Source organism: Rummeliibacillus pycnus (genome assembly GCF_044359855.1).
Classification (GTDB): domain Bacteria; phylum Bacillota; class Bacilli; order Bacillales_A; family Planococcaceae; genus Rummeliibacillus; species Rummeliibacillus pycnus_A.
Window position 1 is genome coordinate 3,161,078 of sequence record NZ_CP132291.1, and the last position, 18,965, is coordinate 3,180,042.

Consider the following 18,965-nt stretch of genomic DNA (forward strand, 5'->3'; position numbering starts at 1 on the left):
AAGTGGTTTCTTTTTATGTATGACTTTATATATACTATTTTATATAAATTATACTAATACTTAGGTCTAATATATTATAATGTGTATTTAATTCTACCATATATATGGTAGAATTGAGTTTCAAAAGAATTTTTAGGAGGATAAAGTAAATGAAGAAATGGATAATTTCCATAGTAAGTATATTATCAATATGTTTAGTCTTTTCATCAACAGTATCCGAAAATGAAGCACAGGCAGTTGGACCAACTGTAAAGATAAAAAAATACAAGAATAATAGGTATTATCAATATGCTGAGATTAGTGGAGCAAAATATATGGATGCTAACTCCAAAATGCTGAAGCACACTAAAAAGATTTATAAGGATAATGCGAAGCTTCAAGTAAAATTGAAGAAAGATTTAAAGAGCGGCAGAGCGATGAAGGGAATGGAATACTGGTCAAAAATTAGTTGTAAAAAGAAATATAGTAGCTCTTCAAAAGTAAGTATATTATGTGTAAATGATATATATGATGGCGGGGCACATGGAATGCAATATGTAAAATCCTTTAACATGTATAAAGGGAAGGTCATAGGTCTAAAATCTGCATTTAAATCTGAAAAGAGTTATGAAGATGGAAAAAACTATGCCAAAAACTATATGCTTAATCATCCTAGCGATTACCCATTTGCTGATCATCAAACAACAATCGCAGGACATTCTTTCTTCTGGACTGCTAAAGGGTTAAAAGTTGTTTTTGATCCATATGAAGTAAGTTCGTATGCTGGTGGTATACAATATGTATCAGTACCAAGTAAATATTTAAAGTAGATTTTGATGTAAGGCACCGAAAAAATAGAAAAATAGACTACAGATTAAGTCACAAGTGATCTAGAATCACACAGTATCTAAAAGTTGAATCATTAATCCAAATTGCCACATATAATAGAAGAAACACAGACCAACCTATGGTCTGTGTTTCTTTTTCGTGATAGCTGATTTTACATTTCTAAAACAAATGCTTTTAGCAAATCATCGTATTGGCTATTCAAATCTTCATCAGTGGTTTGAATGTGCCACTTACCATCAACGTTTTTCATAGTAATTGAATAGTTACTTGAGTCGCTGCGTAGTTTTGTATTGTTTAGAATTTGGTCAATTCGACTCATAGTATAAACTAAAGCATCTTTTTTCGCTTTATCATATTCATTATATGAATATTTTTTTTGATTTTTTTTCATAAATTGTGCGCTTACTTTTGTAGTTTGTTTGAACAAATCAGAAGTATCAAAGTTTTTTAATCTTACCATCACTTTTGCATTTTTTGCGTCTGCATATTCGATTTGATAAGTTGGTTTGATTTTTCGATTTAATGCTTTACGGTATTTATCAATAAAAATTTTCTCAGTTTTTAAATCTGGTGCGTAATCCCCGGAACCTTCTTTAATTTGATTTCCAAGTTCTTCATCAAATTTTTGGCTATCCTTAATCACATCATTTGTGAGTAAAGTTTTAAAATCAGGGTTTTCTTTGCTTAGGAATACGTTATCGATGTAAGATGTAATTGCCTTTTTCGCATTTTCAGTATCATTTTTATATTTTGACGGATCCACTTTTACTACTAATTCTTTCTGTTTGTTACCTTTATCATCGTAAATATGTGGTTGGAAATGAAGCTCATATTTTTCTTCTGGATTAATAGGGTATGCTAAATTGCCAGATGCCTTTTTCTCTGGTGAAACACTTCCAGATAATTCTTTATAAGAATCTTCGTCTGGAGGATTTACATAAACTGTTTCAATCTTTTCATTGTTTTTATCATAAAGACTAAAATCTAATCCCGATATAGATATTTCGTTTTTAGATTTATTATGTACTGTTATGTTTAACTTGAGGTAAGTTTTTTCTTCATTGTCATCATATTTACTGATTGCTATATATTCACCTGAGTTGAGTTCGATTCCAACGTCACGTGCTTCTTGCTTAGAATCAGAACCGCTACCACTACCACTTGAACCACATGCTGTTAGAAGTAACGAAAGTACTGCAAATAAACTAACGAATAACCACCTTTTCTTATTAATAACAAATCCCTCCATTACAATAATTTCTAGATGATTATAGCACTTCTCAAACCTTAATGTGGGTTAAAATGTAAAAATGGAATAAAAATACCAAATGAGGAATGGTTATAAAGAAATAAAAAATACGTTATATTCCATCTGTTTGATGAGTAATTACCTATAAATGAATAAAGTAATTTATGTTAATTCTTTAAATAAATTTAGCTATGTCGAAATATTGAGTGTTTTGTATTGCAACATTTTCATATTTAGAAATATGGGAACGGAATTGTTAGGTGAAAGGTCTAATGAGAAATGAAATTCAAATGAAATATTTTAGTTTTTACATAAATATTTGATATTTTTACTTATCTTTTTGAGAACGATTTAATACATCTCCTTATCTAATGAGTGGAATTGAAAAGCTTATTCGTGAAATCGGAGGTGTTATCCACGATATTGGTGGTCCAATTCGCGAAATTAGGTTGCTTATCCGCGAAATAATGATTTGTATTCGCGCAAAAGACAATTTAAGTCTCTTCAGCTTCCTCAATTACCATTTTTCACGACTACCTTTCCTTTAAAAAGAATATCCCTTCGCGAACAATGCACTTGAGCAATTATGATTTCTTTTGAATAAATAGATTTTTTGGGTTACTGGTAACTTCAGCTTATATTTATATCAACACCACCTGAGCAATACAAATCAGGTGGTGTTGTTCATATTAAATTTCTTTTCTTACTTTCTCTATTATCCGCATCCGTCTCTTTTGCAAAGTAGCAACAGAAGCATGATATTTCGCTGACAATTCTTCATATGAATAGCCCCCGATGTAATAGTCTATGAGAAATTGCTGCTCCTCTTTAGAGATCTTGTTGAGCAATCCCTCTAATATATAGGATACTTCGGATTCGATTGATGTTGGCATATAAAGCTCGATGATGTCATCTTGTTCCGGCTGATAGCGTTCTTCATAACGATTTTCTTTTTTTAGTTCATCTAAAATGCTGCCACGGATACAGGTAAAGGCATAGGGTGCAAAATCTCCCTGTACATGATCATACTTTTCCCAGGCTTTCCATAAGGCAATGCGTGCTGTTTGAGCATAGTGTTCATGGTTTTTGTAAATACGGCATTTTCGAATTGCTGCAGAGATCATGGGTTCATATTGCTCTAAAATTTCATCAAATTGAAACATAATTTGTGTCCATTCTCATTGTGCACAACGCTTGTTTTCCTAGGTGCACCCAGAATACAGATTTGTGTTGTCATCTGTAAAATGAACAAAATGGCATTTTAGAGGGCTAAAACACACAAAATAGGTCTGTCGAAGAAATGTCGAACATTAGCAAAAACCCGTCATTAGTGTGTTTGTAGCAATGATAAAAATTTGATAAGTACTAAATTTTCAAGTGGTTTATTCAGTTTCTATACAATTTTTGATTTTTTATAATATTCACTTAATTATGAATTAATTGTTACAAATTACATAATATGTAACTAATATATTCTAGATAATGGTAATGTATGGTTATAAAGTATTGTTGATGGATGGAGGTCTTGGGATATGAGTATGGAAGTTTAATAGTATTGATAGATAATGCCAAAGGGGAGTTATTCACTTAATCTAAAAAAGAATGGGAGTTGTTCTAGGATGATTAACGTGTTAGGTGTTATTTATGAAGAAGGGTATAAAAAGGAGCTAGAGGATGCATATGTATGTGATCAAAAAAACAATCGATTTGCGGTAATTGATGGGGATTCTGGTTTTGGTCCTTTTTCTGGCGTAGAGGCTGCTCACACTATCAGAAAATTTCTTCTAGATAAATCTTACGAAAATGATTCTTTGGAACACATCCTAAGATCAGCGAATATTGAAATGCGAAGAGCGAAAAGAGGAATGACAATATGGGATGATCTTGGTGATATGGAAAAGTACATAAGGAATTGTTGTAGTGTAGCCGCAATTCAAATAAGAGATGATACGTTGCACTATATTCAAACAGGAAATTGTATGTTATTTGTGCAATATCAAAACGGTACCATACGTAGCTTAACCTATGACCACACAACCAAAATTCAAGAAAAATATATTCGAAAAGTAAAGCTTCAATTTAATGGTTTAAAAAAGACGTTGAGGAGAAATTACACAGAAAAGAAGTTAGTGCAATGCTATGAAAACGCGCTGACGTTGACTCAATCTTTTCGTATGCAGTGTTGCGAAAGCTTTAATACGTATGAAGGATATGGAATCATAGACGGAAGTAGAGAAACTTCGAGCTTCTGGGAAATAGGGAAAATTCCATTGATGGATGTAAAGAAAATCGCATTAGTAACAGATGGTTTTCAATTACTAAGTCATAGACCACCAAGTCATGAAAATTGGATGGAATCAGCAAAGCAAATTTTCAATAGAGGACTCAAAAGTACCTGCACGAAAATCACCCTAATGGAAAAGAATGACCCATACTGTCAACAATTCCCCAGAGCCGAACGCTCCGATGATAAAACAGGGATTTTGTTGGAGGTTTTGAGGAGTTAATAAGCTTTTTGAACATCTTATTTAAACACTAAAAAGATGTAAATTAAAATTGAATTAAACTTTGGACAACTTTGCTCTAAATATGAATTATTGGGATAAAATAAGATTATGAAAAAGTTAATATTACTTATATTAATCGGTTTATTTACGTTCAGTACAATTAAATTGTTTTCAGTTTCTACAGTAAAAGCAAATAGACCTATGATGGTGATTGCACATAGAGGGGCGAATGACAAAGCGCCTGAGGAAACAATGCCAGCTTATAAAATAGCAGTTCAAGAAAAAGCGAATTATATTGAAATGGATTTAAGGGAAACGAAGGATAATCAGTTAGTTCTGATGCATGATCCGACGATAGATCGAACAACAAATGGGAATGGAGAGGTAAATCAATATAGCTTACAGGAACTCCAAAAGTTTGATGCTGGAAGTTGGTTTAACCCAACATACAAAAACGAAAGAATCATAACGCTTGAAGAACTTATAAATCAATTTGGTTCAAAAACAAATTATTTCATAGAAACACGACTGGTAGATAATAAGCTGAAGATGGAAAAGCCATTAGTAGATTTATTAAATAAGAAAGGGCTAATTAAGAAAAACAAGGTGATCATTGAATCTTTTTCAGCTATGAGTCTAAAGAAAATACATGACATTAACAATAAAATTCCCCTTGTCCAATTGATGCTTTGTACTAGTCAAAAGGATTTTACAACCGAAAAAATAAATCAGTGGAAAAAATATGCAATGGGGATAGGCGTGAACTCAACTTTGGTTAACAAAGCATTAATCGATATTCTTCATCAAAACCACCTGAAAGTGTATCCATTCTTTTTTAATACGGAGACAGAACTAGCTGAACAAAAACGAGTCATGAAAGACGGAGCAGACGGTGTATTTACGAATCACATATCTGATACGCAGTCATTATTGAAATGATTAGAATGACCAATTGCACCAACTAAATAATTGATTGCAAAATAAGAAACCCTTGCTTCCTTAAATGGAAGCGAGGGTTTTGCTTGAAAATCGTAGATAAAAAATTCATTAGATAACATATTAAGAGTATTTTATTGATAGGTTGAGTGTAAGGATTTGACTAATTAGAGGTTAAAGTGGTGGGGACTAAAGATGATTTATGCGAGCCGAACTATTTGAACAGAAATAATATACTTACTAGTCATGGTTCAAAAATAATACTAAAATAGAATAATAGTAAGTAAAGGTGGTTTTATCGTGAGAAAATTGTCATACATAATTTTAGTAGGAGCGCTATTAGCTGGTTGTGGTAACAGTGAAGAGCCGAAAAAAAGTGCAGAAAGTGCAAATTCTACATATACAAAAGCTGTAGAGCAGGGAAAACTCGCATTAACAGATGGGGATATTGATAAAGCGTTAGCGTCTTTTGAATTAGCGCTAGACGAAAAACCCGAAGATTCGCAAGCCAAAAACTATGTAACACAATTAAAGAAAACAAAAGAGATTGAAAATTTAATCGATGATAAGGAATATAAAAAAGCGATTAAGCAAGCAAATGGATTACTGGATTCTACAGACATACTCAATAGCGTAAGTGGACAAGTAGAGAATCTACGTCAAGAAGCAAAGAAAAAACAAGGCAAAGAGCTTGCTGCTAAAACAAAAAAAGAGCAAGCTTCTTCAAGTAACATCAGTACATCTCAATCTCAACCGCAAACACAAACAAGAAATAATATGTATCAAGTATATTCAAATCGCGCATCTTCAATTGTCACAAATTATGATAATCTTGCTGCAATGATTGACGGTACAACACAAGGTTCAGAAGATAAAATGATCAATGCAGAAAATGCACGTTATGCGCAATGGGATGCATTACTAAATGACATCTATGGTACATTAAAAACAAAATTGCCAGCAAGTGATTTTAATAATCTACGAAACTACCAACGTCAATGGATTAATGGCCGCGATGCTACTGCAGATCGAGCAAGTATAGATGCAGAAAGTATGGATTCGTATACACCAAAAGTATCACACGCTATGTCCTTAGCAGAAGTTACGAAAGAACGCTGTTATGAATTACTAAATGACTATGCAGCTCAACTTCAACGATAAAGACAGTTGATTCAAAACCTATAATATATCCGTTACTAGATTACAAAACAATTCCGTGTATCAATTTTGATTGGTAGATTACAATGAAGACTCTGTGGAGAGGAAATCTCTATAAAGTCTTTATTTATTTTCGTTCTCTAGGGATAAAATCAGAAAATTATTCTAATATAAAAGGCATGAATGCTGAATAAACAGCACTCATGCCTTTTATATTTTTTTGAATAGCCTTTAGTAGAAATGCTCACTATCCTAAAAGCTTTTCTGTCTCTTTATCAAAAAAATAGATGTTTTGTGGATCGATGCTAATGGAGAGAGTAGTACCAGCATCAATTTCATGTTGTCCACTCCATTTTGCAGCCCATGCTTCTTGAGGCATATAGAATGTGACATGTGTTTCATGTCCAAGCTGTTCTATACTTCGAACGTGCATTTGTAAGTCCCCACCTTTTTGTAAATGCTCTGGACGTATGCCAATAAGAAATTCCTCTTGTTGTGGAAGGGTGGTTGCGATTGACTGTGGTAGCTCGATTTTCCATTCGCCTTCAATTATTAATTGCTGCTCTTTACAAATTGCTCGCGCGATATTCATTTTCGGTGAGCCGATAAACCGAGCAACAAATAGATTTTGCGGATGATTGTATAAATCGAGTGGCTTTCCAATTTGCTGAATGACGCCTTCATGCAGGACCATAATGCGATCGCCCATTGTCATTGCTTCTGTTTGGTCATGAGTGACATAAAGAATGGTTAGACCGAGCTTTTGTTGAATACGGCGAATTTCTGTCCGCATTTGTGCTCGAAGCTGTGCATCTAAATTGGATAAGGGCTCATCCATTAAGCAAATCGGTGCATCGTTGACAATAGCACGTGCTAATGCAACGCGTTGTTGTTGGCCTCCTGATAATTCATGAGGCTTTTGTGATAAATGGTTTTCTAAGCTAGTCAATGCCACAGCATCCTTTAGTAGCTTTTCCTGTTCTTTCTTGGATATCTTCCTCATTTTTAAATTAAATAAAATATTTTGCTCAACCGTTAGATGAGGATAGAGCGCATAATGCTGAAAAACCATCGATATTTGTCGGTTACGGGGTGGCTCATCATTCATTTCCTGACCGTTGATAGTAAGTACACCGGCTGTAATGTTCTCTAGTCCTGCAATCATATTTAATAAGGTGCTTTTACCAGAACCTGATGGACCAACAATCACAAAAAATTCCCCTTTTTGAATATCTACATTAATATCCTTTAGAATGAATTGCTGCTGATTATTGTATGTTTTTTGTAAATGCTTAAGCTCTATAAAAGCCATCCATCTTGCCTCCACTAAATTCGTATATATAATAGAAGATTCTCAAAATGTTTCGTGGATAATCGTTCCTGTTTTTGAAAGATCATAGCCTCCAATTGAACTCAATTCAGCGTGAAATGCTTCAGATGTTAATATTTTCTGTACTTCTTCAATAAGCAGGTGATTTTTTTCAGTTTTTAATAGAACAAGATCATAACGTTCATCAATAAAAGGTACAAAATCAACATCCACCAATTTGGTTGTTTTTTCAATCCCAATTCCGACATTCGCTTCTCCAGTTGCTATTGCTGAGGCAACACCGAGGTGATTGGTTTCTTCTTGGTCATAGCCCTGAATCGTTGAAGGAATAATATGATGGATGCGAAGCTGTTCATCTAGAAGTGTGCGTGCACCAGAGCCCTTTTCGCGATTCATCATCATAACATTTGGTTTTGCTAAATCTTTAAAGGAATGAATGTGTAGTGGATTTCCCTTTTGAACATAAAATCCAGCTTTTCGTGATACGACATTGACTATAATATAGGGTTGGCTAACAAATAGTTTTTTGACATACGGCGTATTGTATTCACCTGTATCGCCATCATACATATGTAGGCTCGCAATATCTGTCTCTCCTTGATATAAGGCAATTAGACCATTCAAGCTTCCCTCATGTGAACGGAGTGTTTTATAATAACCGTTTTTTGTAATATATTTTCCTAGCAAATCAAGGACTAAATCTTGACCGCTAATAACGATTGTTTGATTATCTCGAGTCATCGGTTTTGATGTAGCATCTTTATTGCTTATTTTTTGTTTTTCGATATAAGCCTCTAAATCAAGAGCATCTATACGCATTTGTCGACCAACGCGAAAGACGGGAATTTCACCTTTTTTCACGAGATCGTAAGTAGTGAGTTTCGATATTTTTAATAGTTGTGCGACTTCTTCAATTGTATAGGAACGTTCCTGTGACATAGCAATCCCTCCATTACTTTATCCCGCATTAACGGGCAGTAATCCCCCACCTCAAAATTGAGAGAGAAGCAAAGAAGATAGGTGGGGGGATAACTGTCCGTAAAAGCCCGAATTAATGAACACAGACTAAGATTGCCACGTCCTGTGGCAATGTCTGTGTGACTCACATCCTGTGAGCCTCAACTAACCATCAGTGGGGGATGAAGAAAACCCCCACTGATGGAAGTTTCACTTTATAGTAACGCATTTATTTTGCTTTTGTCACAAAAAAGGACGCTCGGATTATTTTATTTTTAATTATAATTAGTTATAATTAGATATATCTAATTATAACTAATTATAAAAAGGGGAAAAACGATGAAAAAGTCTTTTTATATATTATTTTCGATTGTCCTTGTACTCGGCATTTTAACTGGCTGTGGCAGTCAAGAACAGCAAAAAAGCCAAGGTTCAACAAAGCAAAGTCAAGTGGAGTTAACTGTGTCAGCAGCAGCGAGTCTGCAAGATGCGCTTAATTCACTTAAAACTACGTATGAGAAGGAACATTCTAATGTGAAAATCACTTATAATTTTGGTGGCTCTGGTGCATTGCAACAGCAAATTTCACAAGGTGCTCCTGTCGACTTGTTCTTCTCAGCAGCAGAAGATAAATTTGGACAACTTGTCAAAGAAGGCATTATTGAAAAATCACAAGGTGTCAATCTTTTATCAAATGATTTAGTTTTAGTCGTTCCTAAAAAGAACGAGGCCGGTATTCATAGCTTTCAAGATTTAACGAAGGCCAGTAACGTGGCTCTTGGTACACCAGAGTCTGTGCCAGCTGGTCAATATGGAACAGAAACATTAGAAAATATGAAAGTTTGGAAAACGGTAGAACCGAAAGTTGTGTATGCAAAAGACGTTCGCCAAGTATTAACATATGTTGAAACAGGTAATGTGGACGCAGGTATCGTTTACCGCACCGATGCGATGATTTCAAAAAAAGCAACGGTTGTGGCTGTAGCCGATGACCATACACATACACCGATTATTTATCCACTCGGCATCATTAAAGATAGTAAGCATGCAAAAGAGGCAAAAGCCTTCTATGATTTCCTTCAAAGTAAACTGGCAATGGATGTTTTCAAAAGCTATGGTTTTAAAGGAACTAACTAGTGTATGACAATGGATTTTTGGACGCCCATTCGGCTATCGATTGAAATCGCACTTGTTTCTGGATTCATCGTCATCGTACTCGGCACTTTTATCGGAAAGTGGATGGCTAAAAAAACGTTTAAAGGCAAAACGGTCGTAGAAACAGTTTTACTGCTTCCTTTAGTGTTGCCACCGACTGTTGTTGGCTTTTTACTCATCATTATTTTTGGTAAAAACAGTTGGCTGGGACAAGGTATTGAATGGCTCTTTCATCAGCCCATCATGTTCACCTGGTGGGCGGCTGTTATTGCCTCAGCGATTGTCGCCTTTCCTTTAATGTACCAATCAGCAAAAACAGGATTTGAAGCGGTAGATGAAAATGTTGAAAATGCTGCACGTATTGATGGTGCAAAGGAGTGGCAAGTATTTCTTTTCATTTCCATTCCGTTGGCGATGAAGTCCATTGTTTCAGGTAGTATTTTAAGTTTTACACGAGCATTAGGCGAGTTCGGTGCTACCCTCATGTTTGCAGGAAATTTACCAGGAAAAACGCAAACAACACCACTTGCCATTTATGTTGCAATTGATGCAGGTAATATGACATTAGCCTGGTCATGGGTTATCGTCATGATCGGCTTATCCTTCGTCTTGCTACTCGGTGTGCATTTAATAAAGGCACCCGCTCGATAAATTCATATAAAAAAACAAGCCAAACGCTAGGCGTTGGCTTGTTTTTTTATCATTTGTTGTCGTAGGTATATATAAGATCTTCAGCTAAATGTGTGAAGGCTTCGCCAACGACAGAATCTTCGTCATAAACAGAGGAACCAGTATTTTCCTCAGGTTGTACGAATGGAATTTGGGCTATGACCTCTGTTTGTAGCTGCGCAGCTAATGCTTCGCCACCGCCTTGACCAAATAAATAATTACGTTCACCTTCATGATTTTCAAAATAAGCCATGTTTTCAACGACACCAACAATGGCGTGCTTTGTGTGTTTTGCCATCACACCTGCTCTTGAAGCAACATGCGATGCGGCATTATGGGGTGTCGTGACGATAATTTCCTCTGCATGAGGAATCATTGCAGCGACATCAATTGCCACGTCACCAGTGCCAGGTGGCAGATCCAAGAGTAAGTAATCTAATTCGCTCCAGTGCGTATTCGCTAAAAAGTTGCGAATCCATTTATTTAACATAGGGCCACGCCACATGACTGGTTGATTGTCCTTTGAATAAAAGCCCATCGACATCACCTTGACGCCATGGCTTGTAACGGGAATCGCTGTTTGCTCAATCATTGTTGGCTTTTGCTCAATTTTCATCATAGCTGGAATGCTAAAGCCGTAAATATCGGCATCTAAAATACCAACACGTTTTCCTAGTCGAGCAAGGGCTACGGCTAAGTTAATCGTTACTGTTGATTTACCAACGCCGCCCTTACCGCTAGTAATAGCGATAAAGCGCACGCCGGAATCTGGACGGAGTATTTTAGGCATACCTGTTTCCGTTGTTGCTTCCATTTTCAAAGCGGCTGTTAAAGCTTGTCTTTCCTCATCAGTCATTGAGCCAAAAGTGAGAGCAACATGCGTAGCTCCGATTGTTTGAAGAGTCTCCTCAATGTCCTGCTGGATTTTGGCTTTTAAAGGGCAGCCTTGAATGGTTAGCACGACTTCAAGCTGAATACTTGTACCGTCAATTTGAATATTGCGCACCATATTCAATTCAACGATGCTTTTATGAAGCTCTGGGTCATTGATTTTTTTGAGCGCTTCTAATACTTGTTCTTTTGTAAGCATCAGTCTTTCAATCCTTTACCAAGACCTTTTAAGAAGTGAATGCCAAAGTTTAGAGCACGGTTGACATCAGGGTCTTTGATGACTTTCGTTAAGCTAAAGAGTGTGACTTTTTCTTCTTTAGCAGTTGCTGCGTTGGCTTCATCAAGTCCAGTATTTAAGCTACCGATTAGCTTTTTCGTCATATCAGGATCCATTGCTGATAAAAGACCTGCAACAGACATTAGCTGATTGATGATGTTTGTTACAGGCTCACGAGAAATTTGACCGAGTGCAATATGGGCAATTTCTTCTTTCGCTTGTAGCATTTTATTGACCGCTTCGAGTGCTCCGATATCGTTTAAATCGGATACAATCGAAAAAATTTGTTGTAGTGCTTGCTCATTTTCTGAAAGTAAACCTTTTAAATCATTTAATTTTTGTTCTGCGATTTGTTCTTCTGTAACTTGTTGTTTTTGAATAGTCGTAATTGGTGCTGCCATTTTTACACCTCTTCATGATTCGTTGTTAAGTGAACGTAGCCAGGACGTTGCCATTTTCGCGATACTTCAACACCATTTTGTGGATGACGTTCTTTGTAGCGCGGATTTATACGTGGGAGTGGATTTTTCCCTTTCGTTTTTAACACTTCAACGCGTACTTTTGTTTGTTTGTAAGCAGGTGTGGATGTATTCTTATCGCCTGCTGGCCCAGTCAAGAAGTTGATAGATGAATCTTTATCAACGGAGTTCATCGGTAAGAATAGTTCATTGCCGCGTACGCGATCGGTAATAAGGGCATTTAATTTTAGTGCGCCATATGGTGAAATAAGGCGTACAAGTGAGCCATCTTCAATACCGCGTTCTTTCGCAAATTCAGGAGAAACTTCAACGAAAGTTTCAGGTACTTTTGATTGAATACCGCTTGATTTGTTTGTTAGGTTTCCTTCGTGGAAATGTTCAAGCATACGGCCATTGTTAATATGGCAATCGTATTCGGCAGGGAATTCCACAGGCTCTACCCAATCATATAAAGCGAATCGTGCTTTTTTGTCTGGGAAGTTGAAGCCGTCTGTATATAAAAGTGGTGTATCTTTTCCGTCTAGGCTACCCCAGCAGAAGCTATTCCAGCCTTCTAGTACGTCGTAGTTCGCTTGGCTGAAAATAGGAGATAGGCTTGCCATTTCTGCGTAAATTTCACTTGGATGGCTGTAGTTCCAATTAGCGCCTAAGCGATTCGCAACATCTTGGAGAATTTTCCAGTCTGCTTTTGAATCACCGAGTGTTGGTAGTACTTGATATAAACGTTGAACACGGCGTTCTGTATTTGTGAATGTTCCTTCTTTTTCAAGAGAAGGTGCTGCTGGAAGTACGACGTCCGCATATTGTGCTGTACGAGATAAGAACACATCTTGTACGACAAAGAAGTCAAGTTGTGAAAGTACTTGGTCTACATGGTTGGCATTACAGTCAACGAGTGCCATTTCTTCCCCAACAAGATACATTGCCTTCATTTTTCCTTCGCTAATGGCATCAAGCATTTGCATATTGTTGCGACCAGGTTCTGGTTGAATTTTGACACCGTATGCTTTTTCAAATTTTGCACGTTCCTCATCATTCACTACTTTTTGATAACCAGGAAGTAAGTTTGGTAATGTCCCCATATCACAAGCACCTTGTACGTTATTGTGACCACGAAGAGGGTAAGCACCTGCTCCTGGACGGCGGTAGTTGCCGGTTGCTAATAGTAAGTTAGAAATAGCAGCTGAAGTATCCGAGCCACCTGTGTTTTGAGTAACACCCATACCCCAAAGAACACATGTACCATCCGCATCGCGAATCATTTCTGCTACGTGTATAAGTGTTTCTTTTGAAATGCCTGTTTCTTGTACGGCATAGTCGAGTGTATATTTTTCAAGTACTTTTTTGAATTCATCGAAGTAGTTAACATTTTCTTTGATGAATGCTTCATCATGCCAGCCTTGGTCGATCATATATTTCGTAACAGCCATGAGCCATACTTGGTCTGTGCCTTGCTTAGGTCGCATGAAAATATCTGAGCGTTCGGCCATTTCATGTTTTCGTAGATCGGCTACGATTAATTTTTGACCGTGTAATTTATGCGCACGTTTGACGCGAGTTGCTAAAACAGGGTGACCTTCTGCTGGGTTGGCACCAACGATAATAACGAGTCCTGCTTGGGCAATATCTTTTACCGTACCTGCATCGCCCCCCATACCAACTGTACGGAACAAGCCGTCTGTTGCAGGAGATTGGCAGTAGCGTGAGCAGTTGTCGACATCGTTTGTTTCGAACAATTGACGTGCCATTTTTTGAATTAAGTAGTTTTCTTCATTCGTAATTTTTGAAGAAGAGATAAAACCAACAGAACCTGAACCAAATTCTTTTTGAATACCACCGAGTTTAGAAGCAATCAAGTCAAGTGCTTCTTCCCATGATGATTCAACAAATTCTTCATTTTTACGAATTAATGGTTTTGTTAAACGTTGCTCCGAATTGACGAAGTCCCAACCAAATTTCCCTTTGACACATGTAGAAATAGCATTTACAGGACCTTCAGAAGGTTGAACTTTTAAGATTTTGCGACCTTTTGTCCAAACTTCGAACGAACAACCTACACCACAGAAGGTACAAACGGTTTTCGTTTTTTTTGTGCGCTTGCTACGCATAGCAGATTCAATTTCAGAGATGGCAAAGATACCACTGTAGCCAGGCTCCACTTCTTTGATTAAATCAATCATTGGGTCAAGCGTATCTTGTTTCATACCTGTCATAAAACCAGCTTCTCCAAGCATTGATTTTTCCATCAATGCATTACATGGACAAATCGTTACACATTGACCACAGCTAACGCAGGAAGAATCATTGATCGCAACGCCTTCATCCCAAATAACACGTGGACGTTCTGCTTCCCAATCTATCGATATCGTTTCGTTTACTTGAAGGTTTTGGCAGACCTCAACGCATTGACCACAAGCGATACATTGGTTTGGATCGTAGCGATAGAATGGGTGTGACATATCAACTTCTGTTGGATCCACTTTTGGCGTGTACGGATATTTTTGATGCTCAACTTCCATCATTTCTACCGTATTGTGTAGCGTACAGTTCCCATTGTTATTATCGCAAACTGTGCAATACAGCATATGGTTCTCAAGCAGACGATCCATCGCTTCTGTTTGTGCTTCTTTTGCTTTTGGTGATGTAAGCTGTACATCCATTCCAGCCTGTGCCTTCGTTGAACATGAACGAACGAGCTTCCCATCTACTTCAACGATACATGTATCACATGTTTGAATCGGGTCCACTTCTGGTACATGACAAATTTGTGGATGGGGAATTTGATTTTCGTTAATGACGTCTAAAATCGTTTCGCCCGGTTTTATTTCATAGGGCGTACCGTTAATTTTCATTTTCGTCATAGTATTGCCTCCTATTTTCCTCAAACATAAAAAAATCCACCATGAATGTGCACACTTCTAACTAAAAAGTATGCTTAAGCAATTCATGGTGGATAAGATTTTTAGCAGATCTTACTAAAAGACCAATCCAAATTTTTTTTTAGAGTTGTTCAAATAAAATCAAAACATAAAAAACATAAATATTTTGATTCCATTTATTTTATAGAATCATTATAGCCCCTTGTAGAAAATATAACAATATGAATTATAAAACCTCTTTTTTGATAATGATTCTCAGAAAGGTTCAACACCGAAATCTGTTTTTGACAGAAAAATTACATGGAGCGAAGGGTGGGACTCCAGCGGGAATAGCGAAGCGATGCAGGAGCACATCTTTTAAGGAACAAAGCCTAAGAACGCCACGTCCTGTGGCAACGGCTTCGTGACCAACATCGTGTTGGCCCGAGGAGATTGAAGCCGTGCCCGCGGAAAGCGTCCACCCGTAGCGGAATGTACGGTCAAGCACATGTTTGGTAAAGAGCCAAAAAAAAATACACTTTAATTTTTTTAAAAGTTGCTTTATGATTAACAAACTGTAGAGATGAAAATAGCTTAAAAGAAAATAAAAACATTTTTTACGATAGGAGAATGCTGATTATGTCGAAAAAAGTGAATGAATTTAATGACATCATCCGAAAGCTTCGCAAAGATTTATTTGGCAAAGGCCCTGAGCGTATTCATACCATTTTTGTGGAAAATATGGCTATATCAACGCTATATGGAAATATAACGCCAACTGAAAAATTCATTGCTAGTACACCAGAAGGCGTGGCGATGGTACATGCTGCTCGCACAAAAATGATTCAAGAAGTGTATTCGAAGGCAACGCCTGAAGGTATGGAGGAATTGATGGGGGCCAAATTATTGCATCTGTTTTCAGATATCAAAATCGAAGAGGATATGGCCGTCTCTGTTTTTATTTTTGATCAAAATATTGTGGAGCACTAGGAGGAACTATGGATACTGAGATAACGAGAGAAATCCTTCGCGTAGAAAATGGGCAAGTGCAAAAAGTTGAAGATACCATCGTAACAGAATATGCAGTGACTGTTAAAATTAATCAACAGGAATTTGTAACAATGGTTTGCACACCTGAATATGTGGAGGATATGGTCGTTGGCTATTTAGCCTCTGAAAAGGTGATTACAAACTTTGATGATATTGAAAATATTTGGTTCCAGGAAAAAGAGGGCGTGGTACATGTCCAAACGAAAAAACTGAATCCATTAGCAACGAAGCTACAAAATAAGCGCTACATTACATCCTGTTGTGGTATGAGTAGACAGGGCTTTGTGTTTGCTAATGATGCATTGGCTGCAAAAAAAATGGATCATATTCACATTCAACTGACACCACAAGATTGTTTTCATCTCATGCAAAATATGCAGCAAAATGCGGTGACTTTTCAAAAAACAGGCGGCGTTCACAATGCAGCATTATGCGATGCAAGTGATGTTGTACTGAGTCGAAAGGATATTGGTCGCCACAATGCGCTCGATAAAATTTATGGCTATTGCTTACAACATGACATTTCAATTCACGATAAGGTCATTGTATTTAGTGGTCGTATATCATCGGAAATTTTACTGAAGGTGTCTAAAATTGGATGTGAAATTATTCTTTCTAAGTCAGCTCCAACAGAATTAGCTTTACAACTAGCGGAACAATTAGGTATAACAACTGTTGGATTTATCCGTCAAAATTCGTTAAATGTTTATACACATGCAGAACGAATTCTTTTCGATGGATAAATTGGCTTTATCCGAACAAGGAGATGAAACAATGAATTCGATACAAGATCAGTTTGAGCGACCTTTGAGAGATTTACGAATATCCGTGACAGATCGCTGCAATTTTCGTTGTCGCTATTGCATGCCAGAGGAAATTTTTGGACCAGATTATGCCTTTTTACCATCTCAGCAAATTTTATCGTTTGATGAAATTGAGCGGCTTGTAAAAATCTTTGTTTCTTTTGGCGTGAAAAAAATACGCATTACAGGCGGGGAGCCCTTACTACGAAAGGATGTTGCGCAGCTAATTGAGCGACTTCATCATATACCAGGTGTAGAGGATATCGCTATGACAACAAATGGCTCTTTGCTGAAAAGGTATGCAGAAGATTTGGCGAAAGCGGGATTATCTCGCGTATCTGTTAGCTTGGATTCACTCAATGAACAACGCTTTTTATCGATGAATGGTCGTCGCGGGAAAGTGAAAAAAGTCCTGGAGGGGATTGAAAAGGCAGCGCAAGTAGGCATGCAGGTCAAGATTAATATGGTTGTGCAAAAGGGACAAAATGATCAGGATATTTTGCCAATGGCTCAGTTTTTCAAAGAAAAAAAACATATTTTACGTTTTATTGAGTATATGGATGTTGGAAACTCCAATGGCTGGCGCCTAGATGATGTTGTATCGAAAAAAGAAATTCTTCAGGCAGTTAAGCAGCTTTCACCGATTGAGCCAGTAAGCCCAAATTATAAAGGGGAAGTTGCGACTCGTTATCGCTACAATGATAGTGATCAAGAAATAGGTATTATTTCTTCCGTGACGGATTCGTTTTGTGCCACTTGTACACGAGCCCGTATTTCAGCAGAGGGTAAGCTTTACACATGCTTATTTGCTACAGATGGTACGGATTTACGTGAGCTTTTACGCTCCGGACAAAGTGATGATGTCATTGCAAAATGCATTGCGGATGTGTGGCAGCAACGGGCAGATCGCTATTCTGATGAGCGAACAGAACATACATCCCACCAGGAGAGAAAGATTGAAATGTCTCATATTGGTGGATAATCACAACAAAATAGAATAGACAAGAGGGATTAGTAGGATGGCTTTTAACAAACCAGAGCAAATTACAGAAATCGCCATTAATGCAGGTGTAGGTAAAGCAAGTTATTCAATCTTTAAAATGTTAGTATTAGGATTTTTAGGTGGAGCCTTTATTGCCTTCGGGTTTTTACTTGATATTCGTGTATGTGGCAATATGCCGGCAGCATGGGGCAGCTTCGCTGGCTTTGTTGGAGCAGCGGTATTCCCATTAGGACTTATTTTAGTTTTATTAGCAGGTGCTGAGTTGATTACGGGGAATATGATGTCTGTAGCAATGGCCTTTTATGCAAAGAAAATTTCAATTCCAGCATTAGTCCGTAACTGGTTTTGGGTGACACTTGCCAATTTACTTGGAGCTTTATTTGTAGCATACTTCTTCGGACATGTTGTTGGTCTAACAGAAACAGGCCCATTTTTAGATAAAACAGTAGCAATTGCGAAAGCAAAAACAGCAGATTCATTCTTACAAACGTTTATTTCTGGTATTGGCTGTAACTGGCTTGTATGCTTAGCTGTTTGGTTGGCTTATGGCGCAAATGATTTTGTTGGTAAAATTGCAGGTATTTGGTTCCCTGTCACAGCATTCGTTGCGATTGGTTTCCAACACGTTGTCGCAAATATGTTTGTTATTCCAGCTGCTATTTTTGCAGGACAAGTAACATGGACTGCCTTTTTAAGTAATGTTATTCCAGCCTTTTTAGGAAATGTCGTTGGTGGCGCCGTTTTCGTTGGCTTGATTTATTTTGTTTCTTATCAAAAAGAATACAGTGCAACTAAATAGCACACAAAAAAAAACC

Annotated in this window: 17 protein-coding genes; 10 read left to right on the top strand and 7 right to left on the bottom strand. The window is 37.1% G+C overall.

Annotated features, from left to right (window positions below; translation table 11 throughout):
• Positions 1 to 149 precede the first annotated feature (149 nt).
• The gene (locus Q8X41_RS15540; protein ID WP_397537148.1) at positions 150 to 809 is read left to right on the top strand and encodes an RsiV family protein; all 660 of its coding nucleotides are present in this window, start codon (positions 150 to 152) and stop codon (positions 807 to 809) included.
• A 170-nt stretch (positions 810 to 979) separates the two neighbouring features.
• On the opposite strand, the gene Q8X41_RS15545 is transcribed toward Q8X41_RS15540, so the two are convergent.
• Both Q8X41_RS15545 and Q8X41_RS15550 read right to left on the bottom strand, forming a co-directional pair.
• Entirely contained in the window at positions 980 to 2,077 is a 1,098-nt protein-coding gene (locus Q8X41_RS15545; protein WP_397537149.1) for a DUF5105 domain-containing protein, read from the bottom strand.
• A 689-nt stretch (positions 2,078 to 2,766) separates the two neighbouring features.
• Complete coding sequence (locus tag Q8X41_RS15550) at positions 2,767 to 3,240, bottom strand: sigma-70 family RNA polymerase sigma factor (RefSeq protein WP_397537150.1); 474 nt, start codon at positions 3,238 to 3,240, stop codon at positions 2,767 to 2,769.
• A gap of 456 nt (positions 3,241 to 3,696) precedes the next feature.
• Here Q8X41_RS15550 and Q8X41_RS15555 point away from each other — a divergent pair, with 456 nt between their 5' ends.
• The 3 genes from Q8X41_RS15555 to Q8X41_RS15565 all read left to right on the top strand — a co-directional run bounded on the left by Q8X41_RS15555 (position 3,697) and on the right by Q8X41_RS15565 (position 6,681).
• A complete protein-coding gene (locus Q8X41_RS15555) occupies positions 3,697 to 4,584 on the top strand; it encodes a PP2C family serine/threonine-protein phosphatase (protein ID WP_397537151.1) in 888 nt (295 codons plus the stop codon).
• A 108-nt stretch (positions 4,585 to 4,692) separates the two neighbouring features.
• Entirely contained in the window at positions 4,693 to 5,523 is an 831-nt protein-coding gene (locus Q8X41_RS15560; RefSeq protein ID WP_397537152.1) for a glycerophosphodiester phosphodiesterase family protein, read from the top strand.
• Between the two features lie 297 nt (positions 5,524 to 5,820).
• A complete protein-coding gene (locus tag Q8X41_RS15565) occupies positions 5,821 to 6,681 on the top strand; it encodes a lysozyme inhibitor LprI family protein (protein ID WP_397537153.1) in 861 nt (286 codons plus the stop codon).
• Between the two features lie 244 nt (positions 6,682 to 6,925).
• On the opposite strand, the gene Q8X41_RS15570 is transcribed toward Q8X41_RS15565, so the two are convergent.
• Positions 6,926 to 7,990, bottom strand: coding sequence for an ABC transporter ATP-binding protein (locus Q8X41_RS15570; RefSeq protein WP_397537154.1), 1,065 nt, complete (start codon positions 7,988 to 7,990; stop codon positions 6,926 to 6,928).
• 42 nt (positions 7,991 to 8,032) lie between these two features.
• A complete protein-coding gene (locus tag Q8X41_RS15575) occupies positions 8,033 to 8,947 on the bottom strand; it encodes a substrate-binding domain-containing protein (RefSeq protein WP_397537155.1) in 915 nt (304 codons plus the stop codon).
• Between the two features lie 357 nt (positions 8,948 to 9,304).
• Between Q8X41_RS15575 and modA the strand changes: the two genes are divergently transcribed.
• The gene (gene modA / locus Q8X41_RS15580) at positions 9,305 to 10,102 is read left to right on the top strand and encodes a molybdate ABC transporter substrate-binding protein (RefSeq protein ID WP_397537156.1); all 798 of its coding nucleotides are present in this window, start codon (positions 9,305 to 9,307) and stop codon (positions 10,100 to 10,102) included.
• A gap of 3 nt (positions 10,103 to 10,105) precedes the next feature.
• Positions 10,106 to 10,771: a molybdate ABC transporter permease subunit gene (gene modB / locus Q8X41_RS15585; protein WP_397537157.1), complete on the top strand. Its 666-nt coding sequence runs from the start codon at positions 10,106 to 10,108 to the stop codon at positions 10,769 to 10,771.
• Between the two features lie 49 nt (positions 10,772 to 10,820).
• Here the strand turns inward: modB and Q8X41_RS15590 are convergent, their stop codons facing one another.
• Genes Q8X41_RS15590 through fdhF form a run of 3 tightly spaced genes read right to left on the bottom strand, consistent with a single transcriptional unit; the run spans position 10,821 to position 15,297 of the window.
• The gene (locus Q8X41_RS15590) at positions 10,821 to 11,879 is read right to left on the bottom strand and encodes a P-loop NTPase (protein ID WP_397537158.1); all 1,059 of its coding nucleotides are present in this window, start codon (positions 11,877 to 11,879) and stop codon (positions 10,821 to 10,823) included.
• Positions 11,879 to 12,358, bottom strand: a complete 480-nt coding sequence (locus tag Q8X41_RS15595) for a DUF1641 domain-containing protein (protein WP_397537159.1) — start codon at positions 12,356 to 12,358, stop codon at positions 11,879 to 11,881. The genes Q8X41_RS15590 and Q8X41_RS15595 overlap by 1 nt, the downstream gene beginning before the upstream one ends.
• Before the next feature lie 2 nt (positions 12,359 to 12,360).
• Positions 12,361 to 15,297, bottom strand: a complete 2,937-nt coding sequence (fdhF, locus tag Q8X41_RS15600; RefSeq protein WP_397537160.1) for a formate dehydrogenase subunit alpha — start codon at positions 15,295 to 15,297, stop codon at positions 12,361 to 12,363.
• A 636-nt stretch (positions 15,298 to 15,933) separates the two neighbouring features.
• On the opposite strand from fdhF, the gene Q8X41_RS15605 reads away from it, so the two are divergent.
• The 4 genes from Q8X41_RS15605 to Q8X41_RS15620 are packed head-to-tail and all read left to right on the top strand — an operon-like array spanning position 15,934 to position 18,949.
• Positions 15,934 to 16,284 (top strand): DUF2294 domain-containing protein, encoded by a 351-nt coding sequence (locus Q8X41_RS15605; protein ID WP_397537161.1) that lies wholly within the window; start codon positions 15,934 to 15,936, stop codon positions 16,282 to 16,284.
• A gap of 8 nt (positions 16,285 to 16,292) precedes the next feature.
• Complete coding sequence (fdhD, locus tag Q8X41_RS15610; RefSeq protein WP_397537162.1) at positions 16,293 to 17,087, top strand: formate dehydrogenase accessory sulfurtransferase FdhD; 795 nt, start codon at positions 16,293 to 16,295, stop codon at positions 17,085 to 17,087.
• Between the two features lie 31 nt (positions 17,088 to 17,118).
• A complete protein-coding gene (moaA, locus tag Q8X41_RS15615) occupies positions 17,119 to 18,129 on the top strand; it encodes a GTP 3',8-cyclase MoaA (RefSeq protein WP_397537163.1) in 1,011 nt (336 codons plus the stop codon).
• Between the two features lie 37 nt (positions 18,130 to 18,166).
• Positions 18,167 to 18,949, top strand: coding sequence for a formate/nitrite transporter family protein (locus Q8X41_RS15620; protein ID WP_397537164.1), 783 nt, complete (start codon positions 18,167 to 18,169; stop codon positions 18,947 to 18,949).
• The last annotated feature ends 16 nt before the right edge of the window (positions 18,950 to 18,965 follow it).